Origin of the sequence: Tundrisphaera macrotermitis, from assembly GCF_051175315.1 — a bacterium.
Classification (GTDB): Bacteria; Planctomycetota; Planctomycetia; order Isosphaerales; family Isosphaeraceae; genus Tundrisphaera.
The window spans coordinates 1,312,046-1,325,750 of record NZ_CP195100.1 but is presented as its reverse complement, the minus strand read 5'-3'; the positions used below and the strand labels follow the sequence as shown (position 1 = coordinate 1,325,750).

Annotated in this window: 11 protein-coding genes; 7 read left to right on the top strand and 4 right to left on the bottom strand. The window is 67.8% G+C overall.

What is annotated here, in order from left to right; all coding sequences use genetic code 11:
* Window positions 1-450: a response regulator gene (locus tag TA3x_RS05705; protein ID WP_435019159.1), complete on the top strand. Its 450-nt coding sequence runs from the start codon at window positions 1-3 to the stop codon at window positions 448-450.
* Window positions 451-504: 54 nt separating this feature from the next.
* On the top strand, window positions 505-2,421 hold the full coding sequence (locus tag TA3x_RS05700) for a response regulator (protein ID WP_435019158.1): 1,917 nt from the start codon (window positions 505-507) through the stop codon (window positions 2,419-2,421).
* Window positions 2,422-2,477: 56 nt separating this feature from the next.
* Here TA3x_RS05700 and TA3x_RS05695 read toward each other — a convergent pair whose 3' ends face one another.
* Window positions 2,478-2,987 carry a heme-binding protein gene (locus TA3x_RS05695; protein WP_435019157.1) on the bottom strand — a complete coding sequence of 170 codons (510 nt, stop codon included), beginning with the start codon at window positions 2,985-2,987 and terminating at the stop codon, window positions 2,478-2,480.
* Between the two features lie 301 nt (window positions 2,988-3,288).
* On the opposite strand from TA3x_RS05695, the gene TA3x_RS05690 reads away from it, so the two are divergent.
* The 5 genes from TA3x_RS05690 (at window position 3,289) to TA3x_RS05670 (ending at window position 8,060) form a co-directional block, all read left to right on the top strand.
* Window positions 3,289-3,801, top strand: coding sequence for a hypothetical protein (locus tag TA3x_RS05690; protein WP_435019155.1), 513 nt, complete (start codon window positions 3,289-3,291; stop codon window positions 3,799-3,801).
* Between the two features lie 288 nt (window positions 3,802-4,089).
* Entirely contained in the window at window positions 4,090-4,680 is a 591-nt protein-coding gene (locus TA3x_RS05685; RefSeq protein ID WP_435019153.1) for a TetR family transcriptional regulator C-terminal domain-containing protein, read from the top strand.
* Window positions 4,681-4,770: 90 nt separating this feature from the next.
* On the top strand, window positions 4,771-5,841 hold the full coding sequence (locus TA3x_RS05680; RefSeq protein WP_435019151.1) for a sigma-70 family RNA polymerase sigma factor: 1,071 nt from the start codon (window positions 4,771-4,773) through the stop codon (window positions 5,839-5,841).
* 37 nt (window positions 5,842-5,878) lie between these two features.
* Window positions 5,879-7,180 carry a PP2C family protein-serine/threonine phosphatase gene (locus TA3x_RS05675; protein WP_435019149.1) on the top strand — a complete coding sequence of 434 codons (1,302 nt, stop codon included), beginning with the start codon at window positions 5,879-5,881 and terminating at the stop codon, window positions 7,178-7,180.
* An 88-nt stretch (window positions 7,181-7,268) separates the two neighbouring features.
* Window positions 7,269-8,060 carry an SAM hydrolase/SAM-dependent halogenase family protein gene (locus TA3x_RS05670; RefSeq protein WP_435019147.1) on the top strand — a complete coding sequence of 264 codons (792 nt, stop codon included), beginning with the start codon at window positions 7,269-7,271 and terminating at the stop codon, window positions 8,058-8,060.
* A gap of 19 nt (window positions 8,061-8,079) precedes the next feature.
* Here the strand turns inward: TA3x_RS05670 and pckA are convergent, their stop codons facing one another.
* From pckA to TA3x_RS05655, 3 genes are all read right to left on the bottom strand, one after another.
* A complete protein-coding gene (pckA, locus tag TA3x_RS05665; protein ID WP_435019145.1) occupies window positions 8,080-9,693 on the bottom strand; it encodes a phosphoenolpyruvate carboxykinase (ATP) in 1,614 nt (537 codons plus the stop codon).
* Between the two features lie 127 nt (window positions 9,694-9,820).
* Window positions 9,821-12,097: a cyclic nucleotide-binding domain-containing protein gene (locus TA3x_RS05660; RefSeq protein ID WP_435019143.1), complete on the bottom strand. Its 2,277-nt coding sequence runs from the start codon at window positions 12,095-12,097 to the stop codon at window positions 9,821-9,823.
* A gap of 140 nt (window positions 12,098-12,237) precedes the next feature.
* Entirely contained in the window at window positions 12,238-13,698 is a 1,461-nt protein-coding gene (locus TA3x_RS05655) for an arylsulfatase B (RefSeq protein ID WP_435019141.1), read from the bottom strand.
* Between the last annotated feature and the right edge of the window lie 7 nt (window positions 13,699-13,705).

Genomic DNA, 13,705 nt, shown 5'->3' with positions numbered 1-13,705 from the left:
ATGCTCAAGCCGATCCTGCTGGTCGAGGACAATCCGAACGACATCGAGCTAACCCTGGTCGCCCTCGGGCGCAGCCAACTGGCCAACGATGTCGTCGTCACCCGCGACGGTGCCGACGCCCTCGACTACCTGAGGTGCGAGGGAGAGTACAGCGATCGGCCGAAGGGGAACCCCGCCGTCGTCCTGCTCGACCTCAAGCTCCCCAAGATCGACGGGCACCAGGTCCTGGAGCAGCTGAAGAAGGACCCGGATTTGCAAGCCATCCCGGTGGTGGTCCTGACGGCTTCGCGCGAGGAGAAGGACCTGCTCAAGAGCTACAAGCTGGGCGTCAACGCCTACGTGGTCAAGCCGGTGGCCTTCAAGGACTTCATCGGGGCGATCCAGGAACTCGGCATGTTCTGGGCCCTGCTCAACGAGCCCCCGCCGGGCAGCCTCCGCCCGAAACGATAAAATCAATGATGATGGGGATGCGCGCGTCGAAGGATTTCCGCCGAGGTAATTGATGTGACCCGGATTTTCATCCTGCACCTGGAAGATAGCGTCCTGGACGCTGAATTGGTCTGCAAGTGCCTGCGGAAAGACGACCTGAAATTCGAATATTCGCGCGTCGACGGGCGGGATGAATTCATCGCCGCGTTGGAAACGCACCGCCATTCGGTGATCCTCGCCGATCACTCCCTCCCCAGCTTCGACGGCCTCTCCGCCCTGGAACTGGCCCGGAAGCTGACCCCGGACACGCCGTTCCTGTTCGTCTCGGGAGTCCTCGGCGAGGAAGTCGCCATCGAGATGCTCAAGCGCGGGGCGACCGACTACGTCCTCAAGCAACGCCTGGATCGGCTGGGGCCGGCGGTGCGCCGCGCCTTGACCGAGGCCAGCGAGCGGGCGGAGCGGCGTCGTGCCGAGGTCGAGCTGCTCGAACGCGAGCGGATGCACCGCCTGATCCTGGATAGCGTCAAGGATTATGCCATCATGACGATGGACACCGAGGGCCGGCTGACCAGCTGGAACTCGGGGGCCACCAACGTCCTGGGCTATCGCGAGTCGGAGATCCTCGGCCAACCCCACAGCATCCTCTTCACCGCCGAGGACATCCAGGCGGACATCCCTCGCCGCGAGTTGAATCGGGCCGGCCGCCCGACCCGGGGCGACGACGAACGATGGCACGTCCGCAAGGATGGCACCCGATTCTGGGGCAGCGGCCTGGTCATGCCCCTGCTCGACAACCATGGCCAGCTCAAGGGTTACACCAAGGTCATCCGCGACATGACCGAGCGGAAGAAGGCCGAGGAGGCCCTCAAGGAGGCCGATCGCCGCAAGGATGAGTTCCTGGCCATGCTGGCCCACGAGCTGCGCAACCCGCTGTCGGCGATCCACAACTCCTCCCAACTCGCCCTCCGCCCGGGGCTTTCTCCCGAGCGGCTGAGCTGGACCAAGGAGGTGATCGTCCATCAGGTCAAGCACCTGTCCCGGCTGGTGGATGACCTCCTGGATGTCTCGCGGATCACCCGGGGCAAGATCCGGCTCCGCCCCGAATGGGTCGAACTGGGGCCGATCCTGGCCCGGGCCGTCGAGACCACACGGCCCCAGATCGAGGAACAGCGCCATACCCTGAACCTATCGATTCCGGACGAGCCCCTCGAACTGATGGGGGATCCGACCCGGCTGGAGCAGATCTTCGTCAACCTCCTGACCAATGCCGCCAAGTACACGGAGACGGGAGGCCGGATCGACCTCTCGGCGCGGTTCACGGGCCACGAATTCGTGATCTCGGTCCGGGACAACGGCGTCGGGATCGAATCGCAGATGTTGCCCAGGATCTTCGATCTCTTCTCGCAGGTCGACCAGTCGCTCGACCGGTCCCAGGGGGGCCTGGGGATCGGGCTGACCATCGTCCACAAGCTTGTCGAACTGCACGGCGGCCGGATCACCGCGTCGAGCGAAGGGCGGAACTGCGGGAGCGAGTTCACCATCCGGCTGCCGGCCTCCAAGCCCCACGCCGCCGAGCCGGCCGGCATCAGCCCGCCCCCGAGTAGCCAGGCCCCCCGGCCCGGCTCCAGCGTCCTGGTCGTCGACGACAACATGGATACGGCCAACGCCCTGTCGGAGCTTCTCCAGATCTCCGGTTACGAGGTCCACTCGGTCCACAACGGGCTCGAAGCCCTGACGGCCGCGCGCGACTATCGCCCCGAGGTGGTGCTCCTCGACATCGGCCTGCCCGGGATGGATGGGTATCAGGTGGCCGAGCAACTGCGCCGCGACGAGAGGCTCAAGGCGGCGTTCATCGTCGCCATCACCGGCTACGGAGAGGAGCAGGCGATCCGCCGCTCGCGCGAGGCCGGCTTCGACCATCACCTGGTGAAGCCGGTGGACTATGACACGTTGCTCTCAATCCTGGCCCGACGCGATGCCGTGCCTACCTGATCGGCCGCGGCCGGACGTCCCGAAGGCGGGGGGCCTTCGGAGACGTCGCCGAGGGTTCAGCGGGCCTTGTCCTTGATCGGCTTCTGGATCTCCCAGTACTGCTTGGCCCGGGCGACGAACGGGGAGTTGTAGCCCAGGACCCGGATGGGGCCGGCCGCTTCCAACTCGGGGCGGGCCGCGATTGCCTCGGAGAGCTTCGCCTCGGCCTCCTTGACCGTCTCGGGGGACATCGCGCCCTGGTGGGCGATGCTCAGGACGCGCAGGCCGGGCATGTCGGCGACCGTGACCGACCCCTCGGTCTTGGGCTCATCGAGCGAGGGGGTTTCGAGAAGGAAGTGCATCCGGTCCACGGCGATCGGCGATCCGAACAGCCCGCGGGGCTTCCCGTCCTGCGTCGAGGCGGCGTCCATCACGACCGGTGCCGTCATCTCATGCTTGTGGCGGGAGAGATAGCCGAAGCAGTCGCCGAAGGCGCCGGGCCCGGTCGCCGAGTAGGATCGGAGCGGGGGATACTGCTTCTCAACCACCTCGCCGACGGCCCCGGGGGCCGGGAATCCTTTGGGCAAGGGCGCCTCGGCGACGAAATTGGCGGGCGATGTCGATTTCGTTTCGTCCCAGGCCCTGGCAGCCGTCGTAATGAAGAAGAAAGGGCAGGCCGCAAGGATCGGATGAATCAAGGCCAGGCGTGGGCGGGCGATGCTCATGGTGCTCTCGGGCGTTGGGGTTGGGCGGATCCTTTGATTATGGCCGCTTTCGCGGTCCGGGCGAGACCGCGGCACGTTTGAAATCTAGAATCAAGTTTCGGAGCTTCCGAGCGAACGTCGGACGGCCGCTTGATCCGGGCCGCCCTCACCTGGGAGGAACGCGATGCGACTGGTCATCTCCTTGTTTCCGAGCCGCCTCCTGCGATTCGGAATCGCACTTTGCCTCGGCCTGGGCCTCGCCCCATCGGCCCAGGCGCAGTATCCGTTCGGTGGGGGCTTTGCCTACGGCGGATATGGCTACGGATATGGCGTCCCTGGATATGGATATGGATATGTCTATCCGGCCTACGGTTATGGCGTCCCCTGGGGATTCGGCTCCGGTGTGGTGGCGACCGGCTATCCCGTCCTCGGCGGGCCCTACGGCGTCTCCCCGCTCTACGGCGGCGTGATCCCCGGCGCCCCGGGCTATGGGCCGTCCGGCGTCGGGTTCGCCAATCCGCTGTTCAGCATGGGCCTATCACCGCTCGCGGTCCAGAATGCCGCGGCCGAGCGGGCCCTGGTCCGGGGAAGCTTCAGTCCGGCCCGGATGGCGATGCCCGCCCCTTCGGCCCCGGCGGCCGCTCCGGCCATGCCCGCCCCGCCCGCCGGCACGACCCTGGGATTCCCGCCTCGTTAACGGGGGCAGAGCCTCCCACCCCGAATCACCTCGACCGCCCCGGATCACCGCGTCCCCGATGCCTAACCGAACGCATCGGGCCGCGGTGATCCCACTTCACGAATTTGTTCTAAAAATCATCACCGTGGCTCCAACTTCGCAAGAACGAACAAAGTTGCGGGAGGTTCGTAAAGATTATCGATAATCTTCTTGCAATGAGTAGTCGATCGGTCTAATAATTGGCGATCGGGGTTGGCAACTCGCCCGTCCTGACCGTCAACAGGCCGAGCTTCCGAAGGCGAGACGATCGTGAGCAAGGAAACGGCCCGGGATATTCTGCTCGAAGCCGGCCGGAAGACCTTCCTGGAGAAGGGATTCAACGGCGCCGGTCTGGAGGGGATCCTCCGAACCACGGGCATCCCCAAGGGGTCGTTCTACTACTACTTCGGCAGCAAGGAGGAATTCGCGCTCGAGGTCTTGAATCGGTTCGATGAGAGGAAAGGGAAAGAGCTGGACCGGATCCTGGGTGACGAATCCCATTCTCCTTTGAATCGCCTCCGTCGGTACTTCGAGTCGCTCCGCGACTGCCTGGAGGCCCGCGAGTGCCGAGAAGGTTGCCTGGTCGGGAACTTGAGTCAGGAGATGGCCGACCACAGCGAGGCATTCCGGGAGCGTTTGGAGAGGATTTTCGAGGGATGGGTGGATCGACTCGCGGTGTGCCTGGCCCAGGCCAGGGAACTCGGCGAGGTCGAGGCCTCGGTGGATGTTCGGGATCTGGCCGAGTTCTGGCTCAACAGCTGGCAAGGTGCCATGCTCCGCGCCAAGACGATGCGTAGCTCGGCGCCCCTGGAAACCTTCTTGCATGTCGTGTTCGGGTCCATCGGACGACCGCTGGCCTGACGTAGGGCCGAGTCGATCTCTGCGGGTTGAATGATCCATTCGAATCGGGACGCTGGCCGCACGAAGGTGCCCCGGCGAGAGGAGCCTACCATGGACGCTCGCGATACCGCCGTGAACCCCAGCGAACGGGCGGCCACCGCCAAGGCCGCCAGCCCGACCCGGGGCATCCTGATCGACGATGCCGCCAAGGCCAAGCTGCACCGTCAGCACATTCAGGGGACGTCGATCGAGGCGCTGGCCGCCCAGATGGGCCGGTCCAAGGCGTCGGTCCTGCGGATCATCAACGAGGTGCGTGCCCGCCGCCTTCTGGATCAGAAGATCGAGGCGATGGAGCATCCCAGCTTCGAGGACAAGTCGGCCCGGGCCGAGATCCTGGCCCCGATGCCGGAGTCTCCGGACGGCAAGACCCCTCGCCGGGTCCGCCCGCCCGAGGGCGTCCCGCCCTACCTGGCCAGCCTCTATGACGTCCCGTTGCTGAGCCGCGAGCAGGAAGCACACCTGTTCCGCAAGATGAACTACCTGAAGCACCGCGCCCTCACCCTCCGCGCCAACCTCGACCCGGCCAAGGCGACGACCGCCGCCCTGGACGAGATCGAACGCCTGCTGGAGGAGGCGCTGGCCGTCAAGAATCAGATCATCCGCGCCAACCTTCGCCTGGTGGTCTCGATCGCCAAGAAGCACGTCGGGCGCTCCGACAACTTCTTCGAGCTGGTGTCCGACGGGAACATGTCGCTGATCCGGGCCGTTGAAAAGTTCGACTACGCCCGGGGCAACAAGTTCAGCACCTACGCCAGCTGGGCGATCATGAAGAACTTCATCCGCTCGATACCGATCGAGAACCATCGCCGCGATCGCTTCGTCACCGGGCACGAGGACCTGTTCGAGGCCGCCGCCGACAACCGGACCGACGAGCACGAGTACGAGAGCGCCCAGCGGAGGATGCGGGACGCGGTCAAGGGGATGCTCGGGCGGCTCGACGACCGGGAACGGCGGATCATCGTGAGCCGGTTCGGCCTGGACGGCGCCGGCGAACAGACCCTGGAACAGCTCGGCCGCGAGCTGGGCGTGACCAAGGAACGGATCCGCCAACTCGAGGCGCGGGCCCAGATCAAGTTGCGAAAGATCGCCGTGGAGCAGAAACTGGAAGCCGCCGTCTCCTGACGGCGGAGCCTCCTCCATCCCCCCCGGAACGACTTCGATGGCACCGCATCGCGGATTTTTCGACGCCGAGAACGAAGGCTGGCGGGAAAAGCTCGACCATGTCGTCGAGACGATGCGGGAGATGAGCCTGCACGACGACCCCCAGGAGATGGTCCGGGCCTATGCCGCCCGGGTCCGTCGCCACCAGCCCACCGATGGCCACATCTCCCTGAGCCGCCGCGGCCTGGAATCGCCGTACTACCGGATCACCCGCTCGACCCGCTGGACCGAGGCCGTCGACCCCTGGCGGGAGAAGGACCGACTCCCCCTCCTGAAGGGGGGATTGCTCGGCGAGCTGATCTATGGCGACCGCCCCCGGATCATCGACGACCTGAAGGTCGGGCCCGACGACCCGGCGTTCGAGTACCTCGACGGGTTCCGGTCGCTGATGGCGATTCCGCACTTCGACCGGGGCGAGGCGATCAACATGGTGATCAGCCTCCGCAAGGCCCCGGCCGCATTCCCTGCCGAGCAGTTCCCCGACTGGGTGCAGATCAGCAGCCTGTTCGGCCGCGCCACCCAGAACCTCGTGCTCTCGGCGCAGCTCAAGGACGCCTACGCGGTGGTCGAGCGCGAGCTGAAGATCGTGGCCGATATCCAGCGCTCGCTCCTGCCCAAGAAGGTGCCGACCATCCCCACCCTGGACATCGCCGCGTCCTACCAGACGTCGCGGTGGGCGGGCGGCGACTACTACGACTTCTTCGCGCTGCCCGAGGGGAAGTGGGGCATCCTGATCGCGGACGTCAGCGGCCACGGGACGCCCGCCGCCGTGCTGATGGCCGTGATGCACAGCCTGGCCCACGGGTTCCCCGGCCCGCACGGACCGCCCAGCGCCCTGCTGGATCGGGTCAACCAGCAGTTGGCCACCCTCTACACGGCCGACAACGAGTCGTTCGTCACCGCGTTCTACGGGATCTACGACCCGGAGCGCCGCGAGCTGGCCTATTCCAGCGCGGGCCACAACCCGCCCCGGCTCAAGCATTGCGACTCGGATTCGGTCGAACTCCTCGAAGGGGCCCGCGGCCTCCCGCTCGGCCTGTTCGCCGAGGAGGTCTACGAGAACACCACGCTCTCGCTCGTCCCGGGCGATCGGCTGGTCTTCTACACCGACGGGATCACCGAGGCCAACTCCCCCGACGGGCAACTGTTCGGGGAGAAGCGGCTCGACGACATCCTCGGGAAGGTCTGCGGGGGGGAGGCGTCGGAGCTAGTCGAGGACGTCCTCCGCGAGGTCCGCGCCTTCACCGGCGATGCGCCGCCCGCCGATGACCAGACCCTGCTGGGAGTGGTCGTCTCCTGATCGGCCCGCTCGGCTCGTGATTTGCCCAACCGGTTCGCCGGGGCGTCGATGGAGTACGCCCGGTCCCGGTTGGGGGTTGTCCTGAACCATGCTGGTCCACATCGTCGCCGACTATGGGGCGGGCGATCTCGCCTTCGCCGAGGTGGTGCAACGACTCAAGCTCCACCTCCCGGATGCCGAGGTCGTGATGACGCCGGTCGGCCCGTTCTCGACCCTGGCCGCGGGCTTCTGCATCGCCCAGCTCGGGCTGAACTTGGCCCCTCCGGGCACGATCATCTTCCACAACATCGCCCCGCGTCAGGATGATCCGGCCGCGCGGGGGGCCAACGCCGGGGAGCGGCTGGCCTTCGCCCGGCTCCCGACCGGCGTGCGGGTGATCGGCGTGGCCGCCGGCCATACCTTCTCGTTCATCCGCGATCACGCCGAGGAGCTTCGCTGGGCGTCGGTCGCGGCCGAGGGCTCGCAGTTCCGGTCCCGCGACCTCTTCCCCGAGGCGGCCGGGGCGATCGCGATGGGCTCCCCGGGGGCCCTGGCCGATGAGATCCCCCGGTCCGAGATCGCCGAGGTCCCCGAGTCCCGCCTCGCCTACGTCGATGGCTACGGCAACCTCAAGACCACCATCCCGGGCAAGGTCGCCTCGGCCAAAAAGGGCAAGACGATCCGGGTCCGGGTCGGCGAAAAGGAGTTCGAGGCCCGGGCCGGCGACGGTAGCTTCGACGTCGAGGACGGGCAGCTCGCCTTCGCCCCGGGGAGCAGCGGCTGGGACGACGCGGACGGCAAGCCGGTCCGCTGGGTCGAGCTGTTCCTCCGGGGCGGCAACGCCTGGGAGCATTTCGGCCGCCCGCCCATCGGATCCGAGGTCGAGATCCTCGGCCGTTGAGCGGGCAGGGGGGCCGCGATCATCCCGCCGATCTCGGCCCCGCCGCGAGGATCGTCGGCTCCACCCCTTCGAACCTGGCGAAGTTCTGGCGGAACAGGCCGGCCAGGCGGTGGGCCGCGGCATCATAGGCGGCCGGGTCGGCCCAGGTCCCGCGCGGGTTGAGGATCTCGGGCGGGACCCCGGGGCATGCCGTGGGGTATTCGAGGCCGAAGATCGGGTCGATCGCGGTCGGGGCGGACGCGAGCTTGCCGCCCATGATCGCATCGACCAGCGCCCGGGTGTGGGCCAGGCTGATCCGCCTCCCCTGGCCGTAACCCCCGCCGGTCCATCCGGTGTTCAGCAGCCAGATCCCCGAGCCGTGGAGGCGGATCTTGGACCCGAGCAGCGAGGCGTAGACCCGGGGCGGCCGGCTCATGAACGGGGCGCCGAAGCAGGTGCTGAATGTGGCCGTGGGCTCGTTGGCCAGGCCCCGCTCGGTGCCCGCGACCTTGGCGGTGTAGCCGGACAGGAAGTGGTACATCGCCTGTTCGGGGGTCAGGCGCGACAGCGGGGGGAGGACGCCGAAGGCGTCGCAGGTCAGGAAGACCAGGTGCTTGGGATGCCCGCCGCGCCCGCCGGGGACGTAGTTGGGGATGGCGTCGATCGGGTAGGCCGCCCGGGTGTTCTCGGTGAGCGAGGCGTCGGCATAGTCGGGCGTGCGGGTGATCGGGTCGAGGACCACGTTCTCCAGGACGGTGGCGAAGCCGATCGCCCCGAAGATCTCGGGCTCGCTCTGGCGGTCGAGCCGGATGCACTTGGCGTAGCATCCGCCCTCGAAGTTGAACACCCCCTCGCTGCTCCATCCGTGCTCGTCGTCGCCGATCAGCCCCCGCGCCGGGTCGGCGGAGAGCGTGGTCTTGCCGGTGCCCGAGAGGCCGAAGAACAGGGCGACATCGCCGCCGGCCCCGACGTTCGCCGAGCAGTGCATCGGCATCACGCCGGACCGGGGCAGGATGGTATTGAGCAGGGTGAAGACCGACTTCTTGATCTCCCCGGCGTACAGGGTCCCGCCGATCAGCACCAGCTTCTGGGCGAAGTTGATGATGATGAAGACCTCGCTCCGGGTGCCGTCGCGGGCCGGGTCGGATCGGAAGTCCGGGGCCGCGATGATCGTGAACTCCGGCCGGTGCGTCGCCAGTTCCTCGGCGGTGGCCCGGACGAACAGCTGGCGGGCGAACAGGGCGTGGTAGGCCCGCTCGCAGACCACCCGGATCGGCAGGCGATGGTCGGGGTCGGTCCCGCCGAAGGCGTCGGTCACCCAGACCTCACGCCCTTGCAGGTGGGCCTTGACCCGGTCCCGGAGGGCGTCGAACCGCGCGGGATCGAAGGGCTGGTTGACCTCGCCCCAGTCGATCTCGTCCTCGCAGCTCGGCTCGCGGACGATGAACTTGTCCTTGGGGGAGCGGCCCGTGTAGGTGCCCGTCAGGAAGACGACGGCCCCGGAATCGGCGAGGTTCCCCTCGCCGCGGACCACCGCCGATTCGGCCAGGACGGCCGGCGCGAGGTTCCAGTTCTGGGTCCCGAGGCCGGTCCAGCCCTGGTCCTCCAACGTCGATTCGCTCGCGCCCAGGCCGATGTTCCGATCGCCGCTCATCAATCCCTCGCCGCTCACGCCAAAGCCGCCGGCCCCGGCCCCGTTGCCGGGCCGCGTCGATCGTCCCCCCCTTCGGTAGTACCACGGGCCGCGACGATCGGACAAGGGGGGGCGGAGCGGCTTCGCGTCAGGGCAGGCCGATCCGGAGCGCCCGGGAGGTGCGGACGTTGTCCAGCAGTTCCCGCCCGGTCATCCGGTGAGCGGCGTCGTGGGGGCAGGCATAGACGCAGCTCGGCTGGCCGTCCACGTCGCGGCACAGGTCGCACATGGTCGCCTTCTGGCGGACCACCGCGATCTTCTGGCCGGGGGCCGACGGGTCGTCCTCCAGGGCCTCGGGCAGCGAATGCATGTTGATGTTGCCGTAGGGGCAATTCTCGGCGCACTTGCCGCAGCCGATGCAGTGGTCCTCGATGATGATCTCGCGGGAATCGAGCCGCTTGATCGAGTTCACCGGGCAGCCGACCATGCAGTACGGGTCCATGCACGACCGGCACGAACTGGCCACCAGGAACTTGTCGAACCGGAGCCCCTCGCGGATCAGCCGGGTCACGCCGTCGTGGGTGTCGGCGCAGGCCTTGGTGCATTCGTCGCAGCGGGTGCACTTCTCCAGGTCCAGGACCAGCAGGCTCTGGGCATTCATGAGGCCCTGGTTGAGGAACTCCCCGAGCGGGATCTTTTCGACCTCGCGGAGCGTCGCCTCGGTCGCCCGGAGCCGCCTGCCGGCGATCTCGACGACCTGGCGGCGGACCTCCGGGAACTGGTCGAGGACCTCCTGGAACGCATCGGCCGAGATCCGCACCAGGTCGACGTGGTCGAGCGCCGAGCAGGTCGCCGTCCGTCGCGCGTTCTCGATGCCCATGGCCCGGACCTCGGGCAATTCGGCGAGCAAGCCGATCTCGCCGAAGTAGTTGCCCGGTCCCAGGTAGCTGAGGACGTGCTCGGATCCCATGTTGGACCGGGCCACCTTCACGAACCCGGTGCGGATCAGGAAGAAGGCGTCGGCGGGGTCCCCCTGCCGGAAGATCGTCTCGCCGTTGTTGAACCGCTCCAGCGTCACCTGCTCGCGGAGCAGGTCGACCAGGCGGATGAACGCGGCGGGGTCGCGGGCCACGGTCGAGAAGATCGGCACGCTCCGCAGGTGGTTGTCGATCGACCGCTGGCGATACCGCTCGTCCAGCAGGGCCTTGGATTTCTTGCCCCGCTGGAGGATGGACAGGACGTTGCGGTCCATCTCCAGGACCACCAGGTCCCCTTCGGCCGTGCAGGTGGCCGACCGGGGATAGGAGTTCATGCAGGTCATCTCGCCGAAGATGTCGCCGGCGTGCAGGGTGTCGACCGGGTTGTCGTAGCGGAGCGAGACCGGGGCATCGACCGGGATGTACCGCTCGTCGCCTTCACCCTCCCGATGATCTTCCTTGCGGCCCACGAACCGGGTCGTGAGCCGGCCGAACAGGCCGGGGCGTTCGCGACGCGTGGGGGAGCCGGCGTCGGTCTTGGTGTGGTTGAAGCCGGTCTTGATGAAGATCTTGACCCGGCCCTTCTCGATGAAGAAGGCGGTCGACCCATATTCCCCCTCGCGGCAGATCACCTCGCCCGGCCTGTAGGCCCGGCGGACCACCGCGTTCTCGTTGAACCGGAGGAAGGCGTGCGAGATCCCCTCGAACAGCGGGAGCCGGACGAGTTCCTCCGAGGGGACCGGGCCGATGTCGCCCACCTCATCGGCCACGGGGATGGTGAGCACCCGGTTGACGACCGCGCGGTTGGTCAGGGCCCCGGTCGGGCAGGAGACCATGCACTCGCCGCACGAGACGCACGTCGAGTTGCCCATCGGGTCGTCGAGGTCGAAGGCGATCCGCGCCAGGAACCCCTTGCCGGTCCGGCCGATCACCTCGTTGTGGCGGATCTCGTTGCAGCCGCGGATGCAGCGATCGCAGAGGATGCAGGCGGAATGATCGACGGCGATCACCACCGACGAGTCGTCGCGAGGCCGGGCCTCGGCCCGGGCGAACCGCGAGCCGTGGACCGCGAACCGCTCGGCCATGACCTCCAGCTCGCAGTCGCCGTGCTCCCGATGCTTGGCGCAGGGGGAGGGATGGTCGGCCATCAGCAGTTCGACCAGCGTCTTCACCGAGTCCTGCGCCTTGCCGGGCGGGACCGAGGTGGTGATCTTCCGCCCGGCCATGTCGGGGGTGATCTGGCGATAGCAGGCCGGGGCCAGCACCCGTTCCCCCACGTCCACGGCGCAGACGCGGCAGACGCCCGCCGGGGTCATGTGCTCGCGATGGCAGAGGATCGGGATCGAGATCCCCAGCTTCTGGGCCGCATCATAGATCGTCGTGCCGGCGGGGACCTCGACCCCCTTGCCGTCGATCGTCACCGAGACCATGACCGGGCCCTGGCTCATGCGGGGGGCATCCTCTACGAAGGACGGATGGAGGGCAAGAATCCCGTCCGGGTGGCCGTGGTCGTCAAGACAACCACGGCGACCCGACCGTATGATGCGTCATGAACGCCGGGATGAACGAAGCCGATTGGCTCGGCCGATCAATCGAACTCGCCCCAGACCTTGGGGACCTTGAAGCCCGGAAGGGCCGCCCTCAAATTCCTGGGGGGGATGGCCTGGCTGGCGAATCCCTCGTAGAGCTTCCGCAGTTCCGCGACCTTCGCCGGCTCGCTGTCGGCCAGATTCTTGGTCTCGTTGGGGTCGGCGGCCACGTGGAACAGCTCGGTCGCCGGGGGCGCCGGGGGGGCCGCCTTCTTGGCCTGGGCCTTCTTCTTCGCGGCCGGTGCCTCCTCATCATCCGCCGGGGCCGCCCCGTTCTTCCGGACGATCAGCTTCCAGCCGTCGGCGAGGATCGCCCCATTGTCGGGCGTGGCGTTGATGAGGATCGGGCCGCGATCGGCGGCCTTCTCGCCCGAGATGGCCGGCCAGGCGTCGCGGCCGTCGATCGGCAGCGTCTGCTCGGCCGGGGCGCCGGCGAGCTTCAGCAGGGTCGGGTAGATGTCGACCATGTGGAGGGCATTGTCGACCACCGTGTTCGGCTTGATCTTGCCCGGCCAGTTGGCGAACGCGGGGACCCGGACCCCGCCGTCGTAGAGCGTTCCCTTCTCGCCGTGCAGCGGCCCATTGCTGGAGACCCGGCCCGCGTCCGGCCCGCCGTTGTCGCTGCTGAACAGGATCAGGGTATTTTCCCGGATCCCCTTCTTGTCCAGGGCCGCCACGACCCGGCCGATCGCCTCGTCCATGGCCGCGGTCATCCCCGCATACGTCCGGCGAGGCTCGGGCAGCGCCGCATACGGCTCCTTGTACCGGGGCGGGACCTGGTGGGGGGAGTGCACGGCGTTGAACGGGAGGTAGAGGAACAAGGGCCGTGAGACGTCGTGGGTTTCCACCAGCTTCGCCGCCTCGTTGGCGAGCAGGTCGGTGCTGTAGCCCTCGTCGCGGTTCACCTTGTCGTCGCGGTGCCAGTCGAACCCGCCGTCGCGCTCGTGGGTGAAGTAGTCGATGGCCCCGTTGTAGTGGCCATACTGGTGGTCAAACCCGCGGCGGGTGGGCAGGTACTCGACCCGGGAATGGCCCAGGTGCCACTTGCCGCAGATCGCCGTCTCGTACCCGGCCTGCTTGAGCGCGGAGGGCAGGGTCCGCTCGTCGAGCGGCAGCCCGTGCGAGGCCCAGGGCCGGACCACGCCCACCTGGAGCCCGTGCCGCATCGGGTAGCGGCCGGTCATCAGGGCGGCGCGGGTCGGCGAGCAGAGCGGCTGGACGTAGAAGTGCTCCAGCTTGGCCCCGCCGGAGGCCAGGGCGTCCAGGTTCGGCGTCTTGATGTCCGGCCCATGCCAGCCGACGTCGGCCCAGCCCAGGTCATCGGCCAGGATCATGACGATGTGGGGCCGGGGCGCGTCCGCGGACGGCGCGGCCGCGCCGAGGCTGACCAGCAGCGTCGCGACGAGGGCGACGACGCGGCCCGGGCCGCGCGATTCGGATCGATGGGAGAATCGGATCATGTCGGGT

What these genes read in the sequence shown, in the direction of transcription:
- pckA (WP_435019145.1), bottom strand. Translation starts at nt 9,693, where the DNA reads ATGAGCGGCGATCGGAACATCGGCCTGGGCGCGAGCGAATCGACGTTG.
- TA3x_RS05660 (WP_435019143.1), bottom strand. Translation starts at nt 12,097, where the DNA reads ATGAGCCAGGGCCCGGTCATGGTCTCGGTGACGATCGACGGCAAGGGG.
- TA3x_RS05690 (WP_435019155.1), top strand. Translation starts at nt 3,289, where the DNA reads ATGCGACTGGTCATCTCCTTGTTTCCGAGCCGCCTCCTGCGATTCGGA.
- TA3x_RS05705 (WP_435019159.1), top strand. Translation starts at nt 1, where the DNA reads ATGCTCAAGCCGATCCTGCTGGTCGAGGACAATCCGAACGACATCGAG.
- TA3x_RS05680 (WP_435019151.1), top strand. Translation starts at nt 4,771, where the DNA reads ATGGACGCTCGCGATACCGCCGTGAACCCCAGCGAACGGGCGGCCACC.
- TA3x_RS05670 (WP_435019147.1), top strand. Translation starts at nt 7,269, where the DNA reads ATGCTGGTCCACATCGTCGCCGACTATGGGGCGGGCGATCTCGCCTTC.
- TA3x_RS05655 (WP_435019141.1), bottom strand. Translation starts at nt 13,698, where the DNA reads ATGATCCGATTCTCCCATCGATCCGAATCGCGCGGCCCGGGCCGCGTC.
- TA3x_RS05675 (WP_435019149.1), top strand. Translation starts at nt 5,879, where the DNA reads ATGGCACCGCATCGCGGATTTTTCGACGCCGAGAACGAAGGCTGGCGG.